We start from the raw sequence: 18,038 nt of genomic DNA on the forward strand, positions 1-18,038 counted from the left end.
ACCTATTTGTTGCAACGTGGCCATGCCTGATAGGTCATTGCCGTTTCCGCCAGCCAAGGGCACTTGAAGCAGCCGACGGTCTGCTTGCCCACAGGTAGTGTGCCGCGCCCCCGACCCTGTGTATGCTGCACGGGCGCGGCAAGCGGCCCCCGGCGGCTTGCAGGACCTCGCGCCGCCGCCCTGCGTGATCGGACCATGACCGGGCTACCCGTATCGGACACCCCTGCCCTATGCCCGTCGACCTGCAAGCGCTCTACCCCAGGCTGATCCACCTGATGCTGGACACCGTGTTCGTGGTCGACCGGGACGACACCATCGTGTTCGTGAGCAATGCCTGCGAGGCCTTGCTCGGCTACCGCGCCGACGAACTGACCGGCACCCCGATCACCCGCTACATGCACCCGGACGACCTGGAAACCACCCGCGCCTCGATCGTCCGGGTCATGGACGGCACCCCGCACTTCGACTTTCGCAATCGCTATGTGCGCAAGGATGGCGATATCGTGCATATCCTCTGGGCGGCCTTCTGGTCCGACGAGGTGGGCGCGCGGATCGGCGTCGCGCGCAACATCACTGCCCTCACCCAGGCCGAGCAGGAACTGCGCTTTCTCGCCCATCACGACCCGCTGACCAAGCTGACCAACCGCTCGCTGTTCAACGACCGCCTGGCCACGGCCCTGCGCGCCGCCCGTCAGCAGCAGCGCCGGCTGGCCCTGTTGTTCCTCGACGTCAACGACTTCAAGGGCATCAACGATGTGCACGGCCACGCGGCCGGCGACCGGGTGCTGTGCGCCATCGCCCGACGCCTGCAGGACAGCGTGCAGGAGGCGGACACCGTGGCACGGATCGGCGGCGACGAGTTCATCGTGCTGCTGACCGACGTGCCATCGGAGGACGCCGTGTACGAGGTGGTCGAGCAGATCGCCATGGTCATGGAGGAGCCGCTCGGCGCCGAGTTCGGCGATGTCAGGATGCCGTCCTGCAGCATCGGCGTGGCCTGCTACCCCACCGATGGCGAGGATGCCGACACCCTGCTCAGCCATGCCGATGGCGAGATGTACCGCAAGAAGCGGCGGCGAGTGCGGGTCGGGTGATGGCCTGTTGTTGCCCCGCGATGAGGCCCGTGCGATTGCTCAGCCCTTCCAGGCCTCCACCACGATCCGCGTGGCCGCCGCGATCGTCTCGCTGTTCCACGGCGCGTCCTGTTTCGTGCCACGGCTGAACACCACCAGGATCCACGGCGCCCGGTCCTTGGGCCAGATGACCGCGACATCGTTGGCCACGCCGTAATCGCCCGAACCGGTCTTGTCGCCCACCACCCAGTCCTTCGGCACCCCGGCGCGAATGCGGGTGTCGCCGGTGGTGTTGCCCTTGAGCCAGGCCTGCAGCTGTTGTTGCGCGGCGGCGGGCAGGCCATCGGTGAGCAGCAGGCGCTGCAAGGTCATGCCCATGGCCAAGGGCGTCGTGGTGTCACGCGGATCACCCGGCAAGGCGGTGTTCAGCGTCGGCTCATTGCGATCGAGGCGGAAGGTCGGATCGCCCAGGCCGCGGACGAACGCCGTCAGCCCGGGTGGACCGCCGACCAGCTCGAGCAGCAGGTTGCCGGCGGTGTTGTCGCTGTACTGCACGGCGGCGGCGCACAGCTCGGCGACGGTCATGCCCGGCCCGACATGCTTTTCGGTGACCGGCGAATAGACCACCAACTGCTCGGCGCCATAGGCAATGCGCCGCGCCAACAAGCCCGGCTCGGACACGCTGCGGTGCAGGACGGCGCCGGCAAGGACAGCCTTGAAGGTGCTGCAGAAGGCGAAGCGCTCTTCGCCGCGCCAGGCCAGTTGTCGACCGCTGCCGGTGTCCAGGGCCCACAGGCCGATGCTGCTGCCGCTGGCCGCCTCGAGTTGTTGCATCGCCTGGCGCAGCGGGTCGTCCGCCCAGGCGGGCAGGGTCAGCAGGGCCGAGCAGCCGAGCGCGCCCTGGAGCACGCGGCGGCGACTGAGGGTGGGAATCATGCAGGCATTCCTTACGACAATGAGCAAAACGCGAAGGCTAGAACGTTTTAGCACCTGAGCCAAGCACCTCCTTGTACCCGGCCAGGAGGAACGAATATGCCGTAGGAAAGCGGATTCTTTCGCGCCACTGCCCTGGCCACCCTTGCGTTGACCGGCAAAAGGCAGGACAGTAACCGGGTGTTCCCGCAATGAAACGGAGATTCGCCTTGACTACCGATCGCCTGAGCCTGCTCCAGTTCGAGCAACTCAGCCTGAAGCCCGCCGCCGCCAGCCAGTTCGCCCTCTCGCTCAAGGAGCTCGAACAGCTGACACTCCCCGAGCGCTACGCCTATCGCGCAGCCCACTACCTGGGCGACATGGCCGAGGCGGAGAACAGCCAGCAGCTGGCTGTCGCCAAGGACCAGGGCATCGGTTTCACCCAGGGCCTGCTCACCGCCGCGGCCATCGAAGACGCCCTGGCGAAAAGGCTGATCGAGGTCTTCAATAACGCGAGCGAACGCGCCCTCAAGCTGCTGCCACAATAACAGCAGTTGCCTTTCCGAGCCCGGCGCCTGTCCGGGCTCATGCCTGACCCTGCCCTACCAGCTATTGCGTCTCGCCTGGCCATTGTCCAAGGAGTCCACATGCCACTGGTACGCATCGATATCAAGCGCCACCCCGACCCCACTCATCTGCGCACACTCGGCAAGATCGTCTACGCCTGCATGCGGCGCACGATCAATGTGCCCGAGCACGACAATTTCCAGGTGCTGACCGAACACGATGGCGACCGCCTGGTGAACGACCCACAGTACCTGGGCATCCAACGCTCCGACGGCCAGGTGTTCATCCAGATCACCCTCAACGAAGGCCGCACCCTGGAGCAGAAGAAGGCGCTGTACCAGGCCATCGCCGAAGGTTTCGAGCGCGAGGCCGGCGTGCGGCCGCAGGACGTGTTCATCAACCTGGTCGAGGTGCGCAAGGAGAACTGGTCGTTCGGCAACGGTATCGCCCAGTACGCCAGTTGACGGCAGTGGGCAGCCTGGCACCGTCCTTACCATGGCCGCAGGAGCCGCCGATGATCAGCGAACTGTCCGTTCATGTCCTGTTCCGCAGCCTGTGCTATCCGCTCGGTTGGCCACTGGTGAAGCTGGCCACGCTGGGCAGGTATCCGTCCAGGGGCGCCTGGTACACCGAGCGCGCCGAAGCCGAGTGGACAGCGGCCATCGGCCTTGTCGTACTCTTGCTGCTACTGATGCTGTTGCTGGGGCAATTCGACGTTGCGCCTTTCCCCTGATCCGCTGGAGCCCTTCATTGACCAACACGCCCTTCTTCCCCTTGCAGGCCCTCGCAGCCGAGTTGCTGCCCCACCTGCCCGCCGACAGTAACGACGGCTCCCATGACCTCGCCCATCTGCAACGGGTCTGGAGCAATGTCCGGCGTATCCAGGCCAGGGAAGGCGGCGACCTCGAAGTACTGCTCGCCGCCACCGTGCTGCACGATTGCGTGGCGGTGGAAAAGAACTCGCCCTTGCGTGCGCAGGCCTCGACGCTGTCGGCCGAACGCGCCGCCGCGATCCTCGCCGACATGGGCTGGCCGCTATCGCGCATCGAGCAGGTAACCCATGCGGTGATGACCCACAGCTACTCGGCGGGCCTTTCGCCGCAGAGCCTGGAAGCGCAGATCCTCCAGGACAGCGATCGCCTGGACGCCATCGGCGCCGTCGGTATCGCCCGCTGTTTCTATGTGGCCGGTCGCACGGGGTCGGCACTCTATGACGCCGAGAACCCCACTGCCGCAGGGCGGGACTATCGCGACAACCGCTTCGCCATCGAGCATTTCCAGACCAAGCTGCTCAAGCTTGCCTCAGGCTTTCAGACCGGCGAAGGTGCGCGCCTGGCCGCGCTCAGGCATCAGCGGCTGGCGTCGTTCCTGGCCGAATTCATGGAGGAAATCGGGGTAGACTGACAGCCTTTGCGCCTCCCACCCTTGCCATGGACAGCAAACCCGATGCGACTGCTCTATCCCTGCGAACCCTTCAACCTGAAACAGCCCGATGAACAGTACGCCGAGGAGTACAACGCGGCGCTGGCGGCCGGACTGGACACCCTGCTGTTCTCGTTCGAAGCCCTTGAAGCCGGTCTGCTCGAAACCTCCCGCGCCCTTAAGCCCGGCGATTGCATATTGTACCGGGGCTGGATGCTGACGCCCGAGGCCTACGCCGTGCTGGTCGACCTGCTGCATGGTAGTACCGCGGTCGCGCTGACCAGTCCCGAGCAATACCGGAAGTGTCATCACCTGCCGCAGTGGTACCCGTTGCTGGCCGCACATACAAGCGAAACGGTGATACTGCCCGACGACGCCGATTTCGAGCAGGCGCTCGCCGGCCTGCAATGGCCGGGCTACTTCATCAAGGACTATGTGAAATCGCTGAACACCGGCAACGGCAGCCTAGTGGACAGCCCTCGGGAGATCGCGCCGCTGGTGGCCCAAATGCGCCAATACCGCGGCCAGGTCGAGGGTGGTATCTGCGTCAGGCGGCGGGAAAGCTACCTCGAGGAAACCGAGCGTCGTTACTTCGTACTCGATGGATGCGCCCACGGGGCGGATGGCAAGGTGCCCGAGCTGGTGCGAGAGTGCGCAAAGCGGATCGACAGCCCGTTCTTCTCGGTCGACACGGTGATGCGCGCCGATGGCGTGCTGCGGCTGGTGGAGCTGGGCGACGGCCAGGTATCCGACCTCAAGGAATGGCCCACAAAGCGCTTCGTGGGCCTGTTGAAGAGCCGCTGAGAAAACATCCTTCAAGAGCACGCCGGCGCTGCCTGTGATCACAGGCAACCCCGATCTCAAGAAGCGCCTGTTTCTGTAGAAACCCGCTTTACCTGTCTATAACTTCATAGTTCATCATCGCCCCACTGCATGAGGGGAAGACCGGTGTATCGCATTTCCGAACTGGCGGCGAAGGTGGGCCTGAGCCGCTCCACGCTGCTTTATTACGAAAAACTCGGGCTGGTGTCCTCGCGGCGCCAGGCCAACGGTTATCGCACCTACGCCGAGCAGGACCTGCAGCAACTGCGGCTGTTGCAGCAACTGCAGGCCGGCGGGCTGAGCCTGAAGGAGTGCCAGGCCTGCCTGGAAGCGCGCCTGGACCGCGCGGCCCTGTTCGAACGCCTGCACACCCTGGATGAGGAGATCGCCGCCCGGCAACGCTCGCGTGACCTGCTCGCGGCGATGCTCGGGTTGTCGTCCATGCGCCCCTGGCACCAGGCCCTCGAGCAGCAGGCGCCCGGCGCCCACCTGGCGTGGCTGCGCCGGCAGGGATTCAATGAGAAGCAGGCCCTGCGCCTGAAATGGCTGTCCCGCGACATGAACGAACACGAACACTACATGGCCGACTTCGAACGCATCTTCGAAGGCCTCGAACACCTCGGCCCAGGCTCCACGCAGGACTCGCTGAAGGCTCTGCACGCCCTGCCCCACGCCCCCGCGACACTGTTGGACATCGGCTGCGGTCGTGGCGCCTCCAGCGTGCTGCTGGCCGAACACAGCCAGGCACACATCACTGCGCTGGACAACGACGAGCACAGCCTGGGCTGCCTGCGTGCGACCCTGGTCGCCAAGGGACTGCAGGCGCGGGTCACGCCGATTTGTGCGAGCATGACCCAGCTGCCGCTCGCGCCCCGGCACTTCGACGTGATCTGGGCGGAGGGCTGCGCCTACATCATGGGCTTCGACAACGCCCTGGCTTACTGGCGCGCCTTTCTCAAGCCCCAGGGTTACCTGGTGGTCAGCGACCTGGTGCGGGTGGCCGACCGGCTCGACCCTTCGGCCGAGGCGTTCTGGCAGGCCGCCTACCCCGACTTGCACAGCGTCGAAACGCGCCTGGCCGCCATCACCCGCCTGGGTTATCGCACCCTGTCGCACTTCCCCTTGAGCGCGCAGGCCTGGGCCAACTATCTGGAGCCGCTGCGCGAACGCGTGGCCAGCCTGGCGAGCGAGGATTTCGCCTCCCTGGCCCTGGCCGACATCCGCCGCGAACTCGAGATCCACGAAAACCACCTGGGCGAGTACGGGTATCATCTGTTCGTCATGCAGACGCGCTGAACCCGACCCAGGACATGGAGTCACCATGAACATCGAAAAACTGCAGAACCGCCTCGCTTTCCTGCGCCAGGCTGAACAACTCAAGAGCGTCATCCGCAGCGCCCACACCTCCAGCGGCCGCGCCGAAAGCACCGCCGAGCACACCTGGCGGCTGTGCCTGATGGCCATCACCTTCGCCGACGAACTGGGCGACCTCGACCTGCTCAAGGTGCTGAAGATGTGCCTGGTCCACGACCTGGGCGAGGCCATCAGCGGCGACGTCCCGGCCGTCAGCAAACAGGGTTTCCCCGACAAGAGCCGGCAGGAACGCGAAGACCTGCTGCACCTGATGTCGAGCCTGGACGCGGGCCTGCGCGACGAGATCATGGCGCTGTGGGAGGAGTACGAGGCCGCGACCTCGGTCGAGGCGCAGGCGGTCAAGGCCCTCGACAAGCTGGAGACCCTGCTGCAGCACAACCAGGGTCGCAACCCGCCAGGCTTCGACTATGCCTTCAACCTCGACTATGGCAAGCGCTACACCGCCGCCACGCCTTTGTTCGAGGCCCTGCGTGGCCTGATCGACGCCGACACACGCAGGCATCTCGACAATGGCATGACCCTGCGTGACGAGCGCCCGGAGGATGCCGCCACCATCGGCCACCTGACCGAGGCCGCCTTCGCCAACGCCGAACACAGCAGCCACACCGAGCAGTTCATCGTCGCTGCCCTGCGTCAGGCCGGACAACTGACGGTGTCGCTGGTGGCGGTGGAGGCCGGCGCCATCGTCGGCCATGTGGCGATCTCCCCGGTAACCCTGTCGTCGGGCGCCGAGGGCTGGTACGGACTGGGGCCGGTCTCGGTGCTGCCGCAGCGTCAGGGCCAGGGCATCGGCTCGGCGCTGATCAACGCCGCGCTGGCCCGCCTGCACGGGCTGGGCGGCCAGGGCTGCGTGGTGCTGGGCGACCCGGGGTACTACGGCCGCTTCGGTTTCAAGGTCCAACCGAGCCTGAGCTTGCCGGGCGTGCCGGCCGAGTACTTCCAGGCCCTGGCCTTCAGCGGTGACCTGCCGCAGGGCTGCGTGCAATACCACGTTGCCTTCGAGGCGACGGCGTAAGCCATCCAGCCGCTCCATGGCAGACCCTGTGGAGCGGCCCTTTCTCTCGCATCCCGTTGCCAGCCCGCTGGGAAATACACAATAATGCGATAAATTCCCATTTAAGAATTTATCCATGTCGGCCGATTCCCCTGCCCTGCCCTCTGCGGTCAGTACCCTCTATGCCCAGCACAGTGCCTGGCTGCGTGGCTGGCTGCGCAAGCGCCTGGGCAATCATTGCGATGCCGCCGACCTGGCACAGGACACCTTCGTCAAGCTGCTCAAGGCCCGTACCGCACTGGAAATCCGCGAACCACGCCAATACCTGAGCACCGTGGCCAAAGGTCTGATGATTGACCTGTTGCGGCGGCGCTCACTGGAGCAGGCCTACCTCGACACCCTGGCCAGCCTGCCCGAGGCTCAGGTCCCCAGCGCCGAAACCCAGGCCATCCTGCTCGAAACCCTGGTAGAACTGGACCGCCTGCTGGCGGGGTTGGGGACACGCATTCGCCAGGTCTTCATCCTGTCCCAGCTCGACGGTCTCACCTACGCCCAGATCGCCACGCAGCTGGGTATCTCCCTGCGCACGGTGAACAGCCACATGGCCAAGGCCATGGAGCACATCTGCCTGCTGCAATGGGACACCCACGCGTGACGCCATCACCCGCCCAGCGCGAGGCAATCCGCGCAGCGGCGCACTGGTACGCACGGCTGGCTTCAGGGACGGTCGACGTCCACGAGCAGGCGCGCTGGCAACAATGGCATGACAGCGACCCCTTGCACCAACAGGCCTGGCAACGCATGCAGGCGATCAGCGACAACCTCGGGCGCATGCCGGGCCAACTGGCGGCCTCGACTTTGTTGGCGGCCGGGCAATCACGACGCCAGGTGCTCTACGGCCTCGCCTGCCTGCTCGGTGGCGGAACACTGGCAACCCTGGGCTGGCGCAGCGACCTGGGCCTGGCCCTGCGGGCCAGCCACTATACCGCCGTGGGTGAGCGTCGCACCTTCACCCTAGCCGACGGCAGCCAGTTGACCCTGGACACCGACAGCGCGGTCGACGTGCGTTTCGATGATCACCAGCGCCTGCTGGTGCTTCATCGCGGCCAGCTGGCCATCAGTACCGGCACGGACCCGGCCGCTCGCCCCTTCCTGGTCGAGACTCGTTTCGGGCGGGTGCAGGCATTGGGCACCCGCTTCCTTGTCAGCACCGGCGAGCTGGGCTGCGAAGTGGCGGTCATGGAGAAGGCCGTGCGGGTCTCGGTCGAGGGCAGTCAGCCGCTACGCCTGGAAGCTGGACAGCGGGTCGGCTTCGGGCCGTCGGGCATCGGTCGCATACGCGTCAATGACGCCTCGGTCGGCGCCTGGCAGGATGGCAGCCTGATCGCCATCGAACAGCCCCTGGCCGAGCTGCTCGCGCAACTGTCGCGCTACCGTCCCGGTGTGCTGCGGTGCGACCCGGCGGTGGCCGCCATGCGGATTTCCGGCGCCTTCCCCATCACCGATACCGACCTGGCCCTGGAGGCGCTGCAAAGCGCCTTCGCCCTGGACGTGCAACGACGCACCCGTTACTGGGTGACGGTGACCGCGCGCGGCTGATTATCTTTGCCCGGGATTGCACTTTCATGCGCGCTCGTTCGGCCCTTCCTTCCATCTGACACCACTCAACCACTTGGGAAGGGAAGCATGAGCACGCGGCACTCGGTACATTCGGCATTGGCGTTGGCCATTCACCTTTCACTGGGCACGACGTTCGCGTTGCCCGGCATCGCCCTGGCCGCACCGGCCAGCAGCACCCAGGCCCGGGTCTACGACATTGCGCCCGGCAACCTGACCGAGACCCTGAGCCGCTTCGCCAGCCAGGCCGGGGTGGCGCTGTCGTTTGACGGCGCGTCCACCCGGGCCCTGCGCTCCTCCGGCCTGCAAGGCCGCTACAGTATCGACCAGGGGTTTGCCGTGCTGCTGGCGGGCAGCGGCCTGCAGGCGGTCCGTCAGGCCAATGGCGTCTACCTGCTGATCGCCTTGGCGCATGATGACGCCGTGCAGCTGGGTGCCACGCAGATCGACAGCCAGAGCCTGCAGGACAATGCCGACAGCTATACCGCCACCAGCGCGACAGTAGGCAGCAAGGTGGCGACTTCGCTGCGCGAAGTGCCTCACTCGGTTTCGCTGATCACCCGCAAGCGCATCGAGGAGCAGAACCTCAACAGCCTGACCGATGTGATGGGCAAGATGACCGGCGTCTCGGTGCAGAAGGGCGGGATCTCCCAGGCGGCCATGGGCAACGAGAGCAACTTCTTCTCCCGCGGCTTCGCGGTGTCCAACACCACCCTCGACGGTGGCGCGCCGCTGACCACCTCCATCGCCGGCTACGGTTCGCTCAGCCAGCTGGACATGGCCCAGTACGAGCGCGTCGAGTTCCTGCGCGGCGTCGATGGCCTGTACTCCAGCACCGGCGACCCCGGCGGCACCATCAACCTTGTGCGCAAGCGCGCCCTGCGCGAGCAACACCTGAGTTTCGCCGCCTCGGCCGGCAGCTGGGACAACTACCGCAGCGAACTGGACGTCACCGGACCGTTGGTGGACAGCGCGGCCCTGCGTGGCCGTCTCGGTCTGGCGTACCAGGACAGCAAGTCGTTTCTGGACTACGTCGATACCCGCAACTCGCTGACCTATGGCTCGCTTGAGCTCGACCTGACGCCAGACACCGTGCTCACCGCCGGCGGCAGCTTCCAGGACAACGATGGCGTACCCTACTTCGCCGGGCTGCCGCGCTACAGCGACGGTGCCGACCTGAAGCTGCCACGTCACACCGCATTCACCTCCAACTGGAACACCGTGCGGGAAAAGACCACGCAGTTGTACACCCGGCTGGAACACAGCTTCACCAGTGATTGGTCGCTGACCACCGACCTGACCTACGTCGACATAGACCGCGACTCCACCGGTCTGTACTACTTCGGCGGCGTGGATCCGCAGACCGGCACCGGGCCGACCTGGCACCAGTACCCGAACAAGGGCGGCAGCGTGCGCAAGACCGTCAACAGCTACCTCAAGGGCGGGTTCGATGCCTTCGACCGCCATCATGATGTGCTGCTGGGCGTTGACTACACCAACACCGTCGGCTCGGTGATCCAGCGCACCGGCCTGATTTCCGGCATTCCCGTGGACCTCGGCGGACGCACCCCGCCGCAGGACCTGGGCAGCACGCCGAACAAGAAACAAGTTCTGCCCGAAATCCGCCGCTCCGCCTACGGCATGACGCGCCTGGCGCTCAGCGATGACCTCAAGTTCATTCTCGGCGGGCGCCTGACCGACTACAGCTATCAGAACAAACAGGACTTCTACGACGGAACAACCCCGCCATCACGTCCGCAAACGCAGCACAAAAACGGCGTGTTCACCCCCTATGCCGGCCTCACCTACGACCTGAATGACCGCTGGACCGCCTACACCAGCTACGCCGAAACCTTCACCCCCCAGGCCGGCAACACCGACACCAATGGCGCCCAGATCGCACCCGCCACCTCGAAGAACTACGAGGTCGGCCTCAAGGGCCAATGGTTCGACGGTCGCCTCAACAGCTCGTTCGCGGTGTACCGGATCGAGCAACAGGGCACCGCCGTCTACGATGAAAACGGCAGCGGCCCGGTTGGCAGCGAGGCCACCTGCTGCTATTTCAACGCCGGCCAGGTCACCAGCAAGGGCTTCGACGCCGAGATCAGCGGCGAAGTCGCACGCGGCCTGCAACTGACGGCCGGCTACACCTACAACCGCCTCGAGGCCAAGGACGCCAGCGACGGTCGTGGCAGCTTCGAAGGCGTCACGCCCAAGCACCTGCTCAAGGTCTGGGGCACCTGGCAGTTGCCCGGCGGGCTGCAGGACTGGAAGGTCGGCCTGGGCGCGACCAGCCAGAGCGGCACCTCCAAGCAAGGCACGGTCAACCCGTTCAATCCGTCCACTGGCCGCTTCGATGGCGACCCGGTCGACTACAAGTTCCTGCAATCGGGCTACACGATCTGGAGCGCCAGCCTGGATTACCGGATCGACGAGCACTGGTCGGCAACCCTCAACGCCAACAACCTGTTCGACAAGAAGTACTACGCGACGGTGGGCAATTCGGCCTACAACAACTTCTACGGCGACCCGCGCAACCTCATGCTGACCGTGCGCAGCAGGTTCTGAGCCGACGCGTTGATGGCAGGCCCGGACTACCCGGTGTGAGAGGAAGGCTGGCAGCGTCTGTGTAATCGATGTGCTCCGCAGCCAGCGGCCATCGTCTACCTGAACGTTTCGATCGCGCCTTTCCTTCGCACCAGGTTTCCCGATGCAAGCACTCCTGCAAGAGATCCTCGACCACGTCCGCCCCCTGCTCGCCCAGGGCCAGGTGGCGCAATACATCCCCGCCCTCGCCCAGGTCGACCCGAACCAGCTGGGCATCGCCGTGCAGAGCCTGGATGGCCAGCTGCACTGCGCGGGTGACGCGCACACGCCGTTCTCGATCCAGAGCATCTCCAAGGTGTTCAGCCTGGTGCAGGCGATCAACCACAGTGGCGAGGACATCTGGTCGCGGCTGGGCTACGAGCCTTCGGGCCAGGCGTTCAACTCGCTGGTGCAGCTGGAGGTGGAGAAAGGCCGGCCACGCAACCCGTTCATCAATGCCGGGGCACTGGTGATCTGCGACATCAACCAGTCGCGCTATGCCACCCCCACCCTGTCGATGCGCGACTTCGTCCGTCGCCTGGCGGCCAACCCGCGCATCGTCAGCGACGCCGTGGTGGCCGAGTCGGAATACCAGCACCGCGCGCGCAACGCGGCCATGGCCTACCTGATGCAAGCCTTCGGCAACTTCCACAACGATGTCGACGCGGTGCTGCGCAGCTACTTCCACCACTGCGCGCTGTCGATGAGCTGCGCCGATGTGGCCCGCGGCTTCGCCTTCCTGGCCAACAGCGGCTACTGCCCGCACAGCGGCGAGCAGGTGCTCAGCCCACGCCAGGCGCAGCAGGTGAACGCGATCATGGCCACCAGCGGGCTGTATGACGAGGCCGGCAACTTCGCCTACCGGGTCGGCCTGCCGGGCAAGAGCGGCGTGGGCGGCGGCATCGTCGCGGTGGTGCCGGGGCGCTACAGCATCTGCGTGTGGTCGCCGGCGCTCAACGCCTCGGGCAACTCGCTGGCGGGGCTGCGGGCGCTGGAGCTGCTGAGCGAGCGGATGACCGGGTCGGTGTTCTCGGCGGTCTGAGCGAACACCCTACAGGGCCGGGTTGTCGCGCCAGGCCGAGGGACTCTGTCCGGTCCAGCGCTTGAACGCCCGGCGAAAGCCGCGCACATCGCTGTAGCCCAGCGCCTCGGCGATGCGTTCGATGGGCATGTTCGGGTTACCCAGCAGGCTCATCGCCCGCGACTGGCGCACCTGCTCCTGCAAGCCTTCAAAGGTCACGCCGTGCTCGGTCAGGTGCCGGCGCAGGGTACGGCTGCTCATGTTGAGGTCGGCGGCGACACTGTCGATCCGGCAGCCCTCGGGCAGGTCGCGGGCGATGGCGCGCTCCACGCTCTGCAGCAGGCTGGCCTTGTGCTGCAGCGGCGCGCACTCCAGCTCCAGCAGCTTGAGCGCCTGGCGCAGGGCGACCGGCTGGTGCCCGGGCAATGGCTGGTCGAGCCAGCGGCTGGCGATCACCATGCGGTTGTGCAGGCAGCCGAACGCCACCGCCGGCCCTAACAGCTGCACGTAAGTGTCCCGGTAGGCCGGCGCGGCATGGGTGAATTCGAAACGCAGCGGCTGGAACTCGGCACCGATCAGCGTCCGGCCGTAGACCATCAGGCTGGCGAAGAACTCCTCCACCGCGAACACCTGGATCTCGGCGTACGGCAGCCGGCAGTCGACCTCGATAAAGGTCTCGCGCTCGTCCTCGTGCAGACTGTAGACCGAGATGCCGCCGCTGGCGTGCTGGTAGCGCGCGCCCACCTCGAAGGCATCGCGCAGGGTTCTGCACAACGACAGCACGTGGCCGAGCAGGCCCAGGGTGCCCAGCACATTGCGATGCCCGACCCACAGCCCCAGGCCCTGCCCGGGCAAGGCCTGCAGGGCGCGCTGGATCAGCACCACCGCCTGGCGGCAGGCGATGCGCTGGGCCGGGTCCTGCAACTCGGCCGGGGTGAATCCCAGGCCGCGACACAGCCGCTCCTCATCCAGGCCACGGTCGCTGGCGAGCTGGACCAGGGTCTGCAACATGAACGGCGAGGCCAGCGCCAGGTCCAGTTGCGGGTCGAGGGGGGTATTGGGCATGAAAGACTACTCCCGGGCCGAGGCGCCTGAGGCTCTTGTTGTCGGGGGCACTGCGCTCGGCGCCGTCATCATATCGCGCAGGGACGCGCCCCAACGGCGAGAGTAACAAAATATTGCAGAGTGTCCGGCAAAGCCCCCCTGCCTGTCCGGCAAGGCCCTGCGCCCCCTGACGGCCAGCGCTTATTTGTATAGGGCGGCACAACGCCGCTCGCCCACAACAATAAGAACGAGCCCGACCATGAACCCGACCCGCCTCGCCTGGCTGCCCCCGGCAGCCGCCTGCATGCTCAGCGCCAGCCTCGCCCTCCCGACCCATGCCACCGAAAACGGCGTGGACAACATCGGTCCCGGCACCGACGGTTTCTTCGTCCTGCCGCTGAACGTCGACCAGTTGCCGGCGCACATGTTCGCCTTCAACCTCTACTACAACCATTACCAGGCGCGAAAGCTGGACATCAGCTCGCTCGGCGGCAAGGTCGAGCAGGTGAAGATCACCTCCGACGCGATCATCCCGCGGCTGGACTACCTCAGCCCGATGCGCCTGTTCGGCGGGCGGGTCGGCGGCTACGTGGCGCAGCCCTACATCCGCCAGCAGGTGGCGATGTTCGGCCAGCGCAGCCGCCGCGAGAGCCAGGGCGACGTCACCCTCGCACCGATCATCCTGTGGGACATGGGCGCGGACCTCACCCTGGGCGCGGCGCTGGAGATCACCCTGCCCACCGGCGACTACGAGGCCACGCGCATGGCCAACACCAGCAACAACTTCTACACGTACAAGCCGCTGCTGTCGGCGACCTGGCTGCCCAGCGAACGCAGCGAGCTGTCGGTCAAGGCCACCTACAGCTTCAACGAAGAGAACCATGACACCGACTACCGCTCGGGGCAGCTGTTCCACTTCGACTATTCGGCCAGCTATCGGGTAACCGACAACCTGCGCCTGGGGGTCAATGGCTACTACGTGAAGCAGACCACCGACGACAAGCAGTTCGGTCGGACCGTGAGCTTCATGGGTGAGGATGTCGACGATGGGGTACGCGGGCAGGTGTTCGCCATCGGCCCGGCGCTGCATTACACCTTCCTTGAGTACGCCAGCATCGAGGCACGCTGGGCCAAGGAGTTCGCAGTGCGCAACAGGCCGGAGGGGGAGATGCTGTGGGTCAAGCTGAGTTTGCCGTTTAGTTTGTGATGCCCGATCCGTTGTTATTTCACGCTCATGTGCATGCCTCGGAACAGCTCCATCGCGGCACGAGGCCGCTCTCATGGAACAAACCGTAACTCATTGATTTAGCTAAGCCCTGTGGGAGCGGCCTTGCGTCGCGAAAGGGCTGCGCAGCAGCCCCGGCAATTTCGATGGTGGCTCGAAATCAGGGGCCGCTACGCGCCCCTTTCGCGACGCAAGGCCGCTCCCACAGAGGGCGGCTCCCTGCGCGACAGCGCAGCCCGAATGGCTGGGCGATCTCCTACAGGGAAATGCATGAATTTATGGCCTGCGCAGCAACCCACTACGCATACACCGGCCAGCGCTCGACAATCCGCCCATCGCGTACCGCCAGCAGGTCGCCGAACTGCAGCAGGATCGCCTCGGACTGGGTCGGGCGCAGGAACACCTGGTCGTCGACCCGCAGGTCCACCGCCGCCGAGCCGTTGAGCATCTCCTGGTTGGAGCTGCGCCCGTACAGGCCGTTGAACCGCAGTCCTTTGGGCGACTCGGGCTCGGCCAGCCAGTTGCCGCCATAGATGAAGAAGGTCTCGCGCTGATTCGGGTCCCACCAGGCGAACAACGCCGACTTGCCGTCCAGCGCCGGAATCTGCACCGCCCCCGTGCGCTTGATCACCGGCGTGGCGATATAGGCCGCTGGCTGGTGGTCCTCCAACGAGGGCAGGTCATAGTGGGTGGGTTTGAGCAACGCAGAACCCACCGACACCTCGCTGCTGGTGCGCTCGTGCTCGTGCATGCGGTAGCTCGGGCTGCCGGCGGTGTTCAGGGTCAGGTCCGTACGCCACAACCCGGGGTAGCAACTGCGGGCATGGTCGACAAAGCTGTCGTACAAGCCCATGACCTTGGCGAACAGCGCCTGGGGTGACCCGAGGATACCCGGCACCCCCATGCCGACGAAGGGGTCGTAGCCCATGAAGCCGGCGAAGGCCAGGTGCCGGGGATTGGCGGCGATGATCGCCAGCATCCGCTCCAGCTCCACCGAGTCCTTGACCCCGCCACGGTGCAGGCCGACATCCAGCTCGATATTGATCCGCAGCCTTGTCCCCAGTCCCTGGGCCAGCGCCAGGTACTGTTGCAGGCGCTCAGGGGTGTCGAGCAACCATTGCAGTTGCCTGGCCGGGTCGAAGGCGCCGCGGTGCTCTTTGTAAAACAGTTGCGCCGAACGCACCGGCAGCGGCTTGCCAAGCAGGATGTCGGCATCCGGGAAGCGCAGCGCATCATGGTTGAGGAACGGCTGGTGGAACGACATCAGCCGGCGGGTATCGGCGCGCCGGGCGATGTAGTCGAGCAACTGCGGCGAGGGCAGCGACTTCTCCACCAGGCGCAGTTGCTTGCCGGCACGGCGCACCGACTGGGTCACCACGTCGATGTTGTGGTCCAGGCGGTCGAGGTCGATCAGCATCACCGGGCGCATCGGTCCGTATTCGCGCAGCTCGCGCTGCAACCTGGCGAAATAGTCGTCGTGCGGGGCGCCCTCGGCGCCCGGGCGCAGCCAGGCGCCGGCAGCGGCCAGCAGCACGCCGGCACCGGCCGCGCCGACCAGGAATTTGCGTCTGTTCATCACATCTCCTTGTGCTCAGCCCACGCCGAGGATCGAGGCCAGGTGGCCATTGAGGAACTTGCCTGTCGGGTCCAGCGCCTGGCGCACCTCGGTGAAGTCCTTCCAGCGCGGGTACAGCGGCTGCAGGGTGCGCGCATTGAGGGTGTGCAGCTTGCCCCAGTGCGGACGCCCGGCGTATTTCCAGAAGATCGGCTCGATAGCGGCGAAGAAATTGTGGTGGTCCATGCTGTAGTGCTGGTGCACCGAGATCGAGCAGCTGTCGCGCCCTTCGAACATGCTCAGCGGGATATCGTCGGCCTTGACGTAGCGGTACTCGATGGGAAACCAGGTGCGCAGGTCACGCTCGCGGATCAGCGCGAGGATCTCCCGCAGGCAGGCCGGGCCATGCTCGGCGGGCACCGAGTACTCCATCTCGTTGAAGCGCACGTTGCGCACATTGGCGAAGATCTCGTACGAGTCACCGACCCGCTCGTCGAAGCTGGCGACATGCCGCAGGCTGTTGAGCAGTACGCGCCGCGCTTCGGGAAAGTCGCTGCCGTACTTGTCGAGTTTCTCGATCAGGCTGACGAACTCGTTGCCGCCTTCGCCGGCCGGATCCTGGGCGGCGGTGACGGCGTCATTGGTCTCGTTGAGGGCGATGGATAGCGCGTAGTCGGAATGGGTGATCACCAGCATTTCCCAATGCTGGTTTTCCCGGGTGTTCTTCTCCACGTCCTCCAGCAACTCGTCGGTGCGGGCAATCCATTGTCGCTCGCGCAGGCGGAAGGCCTCGCGGTTCTGCAGGCGGATCCGGGTGGCCACGCCCAGCGCACCGAGGGACACCCGCGCCGCGGCGAACACCTCGGGGTGCCGATGGCTGTCGCAGTCGAGGACCTCGCCACTGGCCGTGACCAGTTGCAGGCCGGTGACCCGCGAGGAATACGAGCCAAAGCCGACACCGGTGCCATGGGTCGAGGTGGCGATCGCGCCGGCCAGGGTCTGGTAGTCGATGTCGGCCATGTTCGGCAGCGCCTGGCCGACCGCCTTGAGCGCCGCGCCCATCGCCGACATCGGCGTGCCTGCGGCGAACTCGGCCTGCAGGGTGGCGGGGTCGTGGTCGAGCAAACCGCTGAAATAGCCGAGCGACACTAGGGTGCCATCGGTGGGGACCAGGGCGCTGAAGGAGTGCCCCGAACCGACCGGACGCACCCTGCCGGGAGCCTGGCGGATGGCCTGGGCCAGTTCGTCGAGGCTCTGCGGCGCCAGCCGCGCCTCGGGCAGGCAGCTCTGCGCGCCGGACCAGTTGCGCCAAGGGATCAGCCGTGGCGCGCGCAGCAGTTGTGCCAGTGCCGGATTAGTGGAGAGCGCCAGCAACGCGCAGGTCGCACCGGTGTGTTGCAGCCAGCGACGACGGGACAGGTGAATCGCCATGGGAGTACCTTGCGCTCAATGGAGGGGCTGGCCGGACATGTAGCCGATCAGGGCGAGGAACTGCGCCTCGCTGCACTGCATGCACAGGCCCATGGGCGGCATGCCCTGGTAGCCGTTGATGCTGTGGTCCAGCAGGCGGTCGACGCCCTGGGCCAGGCGCGGAGCCCAGGCCGCCGCGTCGCCCGCCAGGGGCGCGCCGGATGCTGGGTTGGCGTGGCAGGTCTGGCAGGTGCTGGCGTACAGCGCGGCCAACGCCGGGTCCGCGGGGGCGGCCTGGGTGGCGGCGGGCTTGCTGTCGTCCCGGCAACCACCGAGCAGCAGGGCCAGGGTGGTCAGGGCGGCTGCGCACGGCAGCGGTGGAAAAAGCGGCATGGTGCTCCCCTCTTCTACCGTGC

At 66.1% G+C, this 18,038-nt stretch carries 18 protein-coding genes and 1 pseudogene; 14 read left to right on the top strand and 5 right to left on the bottom strand.

Annotated features, from left to right (window positions below):
• The first annotated feature begins 230 nt into the window (after window positions 1-230).
• Window positions 231-1,094: a sensor domain-containing diguanylate cyclase gene (locus tag DMX06_RS23260; protein WP_110739536.1), complete on the top strand. Its 864-nt coding sequence runs from the start codon at window positions 231-233 to the stop codon at window positions 1,092-1,094.
• A gap of 39 nt (window positions 1,095-1,133) precedes the next feature.
• Here the strand turns inward: DMX06_RS23260 and bla are convergent, their stop codons facing one another.
• Window positions 1,134-2,009 carry a class A beta-lactamase gene (bla, locus tag DMX06_RS23265; RefSeq protein ID WP_110739537.1) on the bottom strand — a complete coding sequence of 292 codons (876 nt, stop codon included), beginning with the start codon at window positions 2,007-2,009 and terminating at the stop codon, window positions 1,134-1,136.
• A gap of 206 nt (window positions 2,010-2,215) precedes the next feature.
• On the opposite strand from bla, the gene DMX06_RS23270 reads away from it, so the two are divergent.
• The 12 genes and pseudogenes from DMX06_RS23270 to glsB all read left to right on the top strand — a co-directional run bounded on the left by DMX06_RS23270 (window position 2,216) and on the right by glsB (window position 12,409).
• Window positions 2,216-2,533, top strand: a complete 318-nt coding sequence (locus DMX06_RS23270) for a hypothetical protein (protein WP_110739538.1) — start codon at window positions 2,216-2,218, stop codon at window positions 2,531-2,533.
• A 99-nt stretch (window positions 2,534-2,632) separates the two neighbouring features.
• On the top strand, window positions 2,633-3,016 hold the full coding sequence (locus DMX06_RS23275) for a tautomerase family protein (protein WP_110739539.1): 384 nt from the start codon (window positions 2,633-2,635) through the stop codon (window positions 3,014-3,016).
• A 50-nt stretch (window positions 3,017-3,066) separates the two neighbouring features.
• The gene (locus DMX06_RS23280; protein ID WP_189657284.1) at window positions 3,067-3,285 is read left to right on the top strand and encodes a hypothetical protein; all 219 of its coding nucleotides are present in this window, start codon (window positions 3,067-3,069) and stop codon (window positions 3,283-3,285) included.
• Between the two features lie 17 nt (window positions 3,286-3,302).
• On the top strand, window positions 3,303-3,956 hold the full coding sequence (locus DMX06_RS23285) for an HD domain-containing protein (protein WP_110739540.1): 654 nt from the start codon (window positions 3,303-3,305) through the stop codon (window positions 3,954-3,956).
• 42 nt (window positions 3,957-3,998) lie between these two features.
• On the top strand, window positions 3,999-4,778 hold the full coding sequence (locus DMX06_RS23290; RefSeq protein ID WP_110739541.1) for an ATP-grasp domain-containing protein: 780 nt from the start codon (window positions 3,999-4,001) through the stop codon (window positions 4,776-4,778).
• Between the two features lie 144 nt (window positions 4,779-4,922).
• A complete protein-coding gene (locus tag DMX06_RS23295) occupies window positions 4,923-6,092 on the top strand; it encodes a MerR family transcriptional regulator (RefSeq protein ID WP_110739542.1) in 1,170 nt (389 codons plus the stop codon).
• Window positions 6,093-6,117: 25 nt separating this feature from the next.
• A pseudogene (locus DMX06_RS26645) lies at window positions 6,118-6,675 on the top strand (HD domain-containing protein); the annotation flags it as partial.
• Between the two features lie 9 nt (window positions 6,676-6,684).
• Complete coding sequence (locus DMX06_RS26650) at window positions 6,685-7,185, top strand: GNAT family N-acetyltransferase (protein WP_258378908.1); 501 nt, start codon at window positions 6,685-6,687, stop codon at window positions 7,183-7,185.
• Window positions 7,186-7,300: 115 nt separating this feature from the next.
• Window positions 7,301-7,819 carry a sigma-70 family RNA polymerase sigma factor gene (locus tag DMX06_RS23305; protein ID WP_110739544.1) on the top strand — a complete coding sequence of 173 codons (519 nt, stop codon included), beginning with the start codon at window positions 7,301-7,303 and terminating at the stop codon, window positions 7,817-7,819.
• Window positions 7,816-8,763: a FecR domain-containing protein gene (locus DMX06_RS23310; protein WP_258378906.1), complete on the top strand. Its 948-nt coding sequence runs from the start codon at window positions 7,816-7,818 to the stop codon at window positions 8,761-8,763. The genes DMX06_RS23305 and DMX06_RS23310 overlap by 4 nt, the downstream gene beginning before the upstream one ends.
• An 87-nt stretch (window positions 8,764-8,850) precedes the next feature.
• Window positions 8,851-11,349, top strand: coding sequence for a TonB-dependent siderophore receptor (locus DMX06_RS23315; protein WP_110739546.1), 2,499 nt, complete (start codon window positions 8,851-8,853; stop codon window positions 11,347-11,349).
• Between the two features lie 142 nt (window positions 11,350-11,491).
• Entirely contained in the window at window positions 11,492-12,409 is a 918-nt protein-coding gene (gene glsB, locus DMX06_RS23320; RefSeq protein WP_110739547.1) for a glutaminase B, read from the top strand.
• A gap of 9 nt (window positions 12,410-12,418) precedes the next feature.
• On the opposite strand, the gene DMX06_RS23325 is transcribed toward glsB, so the two are convergent.
• Window positions 12,419-13,453 (bottom strand): AraC family transcriptional regulator, encoded by a 1,035-nt coding sequence (locus DMX06_RS23325; protein ID WP_110739548.1) that lies wholly within the window; start codon window positions 13,451-13,453, stop codon window positions 12,419-12,421.
• Between the two features lie 283 nt (window positions 13,454-13,736).
• Here DMX06_RS23325 and DMX06_RS23330 point away from each other — a divergent pair, with 283 nt between their 5' ends.
• Window positions 13,737-14,639, top strand: a complete 903-nt coding sequence (locus tag DMX06_RS23330; RefSeq protein WP_258378909.1) for a SphA family protein — start codon at window positions 13,737-13,739, stop codon at window positions 14,637-14,639.
• 316 nt (window positions 14,640-14,955) lie between these two features.
• Here DMX06_RS23330 and DMX06_RS23335 read toward each other — a convergent pair whose 3' ends face one another.
• Genes DMX06_RS23335 through DMX06_RS23345 form a run of 3 tightly spaced genes read right to left on the bottom strand, consistent with a single transcriptional unit; the run spans window position 14,956 to window position 18,015 of the window.
• The gene (locus tag DMX06_RS23335) at window positions 14,956-16,233 is read right to left on the bottom strand and encodes a DSD1 family PLP-dependent enzyme (protein WP_110739550.1); all 1,278 of its coding nucleotides are present in this window, start codon (window positions 16,231-16,233) and stop codon (window positions 14,956-14,958) included.
• Window positions 16,234-16,248: 15 nt separating this feature from the next.
• The gene (locus DMX06_RS23340; RefSeq protein WP_110739551.1) at window positions 16,249-17,643 is read right to left on the bottom strand and encodes a D-arabinono-1,4-lactone oxidase; all 1,395 of its coding nucleotides are present in this window, start codon (window positions 17,641-17,643) and stop codon (window positions 16,249-16,251) included.
• A gap of 15 nt (window positions 17,644-17,658) precedes the next feature.
• The gene (locus tag DMX06_RS23345; protein ID WP_110739552.1) at window positions 17,659-18,015 is read right to left on the bottom strand and encodes a c-type cytochrome; all 357 of its coding nucleotides are present in this window, start codon (window positions 18,013-18,015) and stop codon (window positions 17,659-17,661) included.
• Between the last annotated feature and the right edge of the window lie 23 nt (window positions 18,016-18,038).

Origin of the sequence: Pseudomonas mosselii, assembly GCF_003205295.1 — a bacterium.
Classification (GTDB): Bacteria; Pseudomonadota; Gammaproteobacteria; order Pseudomonadales; family Pseudomonadaceae; genus Aquipseudomonas; species Aquipseudomonas mosselii_B.

Bases quoted from the DNA above. Each gene is read 5' to 3' on its own strand.
- DMX06_RS23260 (WP_110739536.1), top strand. From the start codon at position 231: ATGCCCGTCGACCTGCAAGCGCTCTACCCCAGGCTGATCCACCTGATG.
- bla (WP_110739537.1), bottom strand. From the start codon at position 2,009: ATGATTCCCACCCTCAGTCGCCGCCGCGTGCTCCAGGGCGCGCTCGGC.
- DMX06_RS23275 (WP_110739539.1), top strand. From the start codon at position 2,633: ATGCCACTGGTACGCATCGATATCAAGCGCCACCCCGACCCCACTCAT.
- DMX06_RS23280 (WP_189657284.1), top strand. From the start codon at position 3,067: ATGATCAGCGAACTGTCCGTTCATGTCCTGTTCCGCAGCCTGTGCTAT.
- DMX06_RS23290 (WP_110739541.1), top strand. From the start codon at position 3,999: ATGCGACTGCTCTATCCCTGCGAACCCTTCAACCTGAAACAGCCCGAT.
- DMX06_RS26650 (WP_258378908.1), top strand. From the start codon at position 6,685: ATGACCCTGCGTGACGAGCGCCCGGAGGATGCCGCCACCATCGGCCAC.
- DMX06_RS23305 (WP_110739544.1), top strand. From the start codon at position 7,301: ATGTCGGCCGATTCCCCTGCCCTGCCCTCTGCGGTCAGTACCCTCTAT.
- DMX06_RS23315 (WP_110739546.1), top strand. From the start codon at position 8,851: ATGAGCACGCGGCACTCGGTACATTCGGCATTGGCGTTGGCCATTCAC.
- glsB (WP_110739547.1), top strand. From the start codon at position 11,492: ATGCAAGCACTCCTGCAAGAGATCCTCGACCACGTCCGCCCCCTGCTC.
- DMX06_RS23325 (WP_110739548.1), bottom strand. From the start codon at position 13,453: ATGCCCAATACCCCCCTCGACCCGCAACTGGACCTGGCGCTGGCCTCG.
- DMX06_RS23330 (WP_258378909.1), top strand. From the start codon at position 13,737: ATGCTCAGCGCCAGCCTCGCCCTCCCGACCCATGCCACCGAAAACGGC.
- DMX06_RS23335 (WP_110739550.1), bottom strand. From the start codon at position 16,233: ATGAACAGACGCAAATTCCTGGTCGGCGCGGCCGGTGCCGGCGTGCTG.
- DMX06_RS23340 (WP_110739551.1), bottom strand. From the start codon at position 17,643: ATGGCGATTCACCTGTCCCGTCGTCGCTGGCTGCAACACACCGGTGCG.
- DMX06_RS23345 (WP_110739552.1), bottom strand. From the start codon at position 18,015: ATGCCGCTTTTTCCACCGCTGCCGTGCGCAGCCGCCCTGACCACCCTG.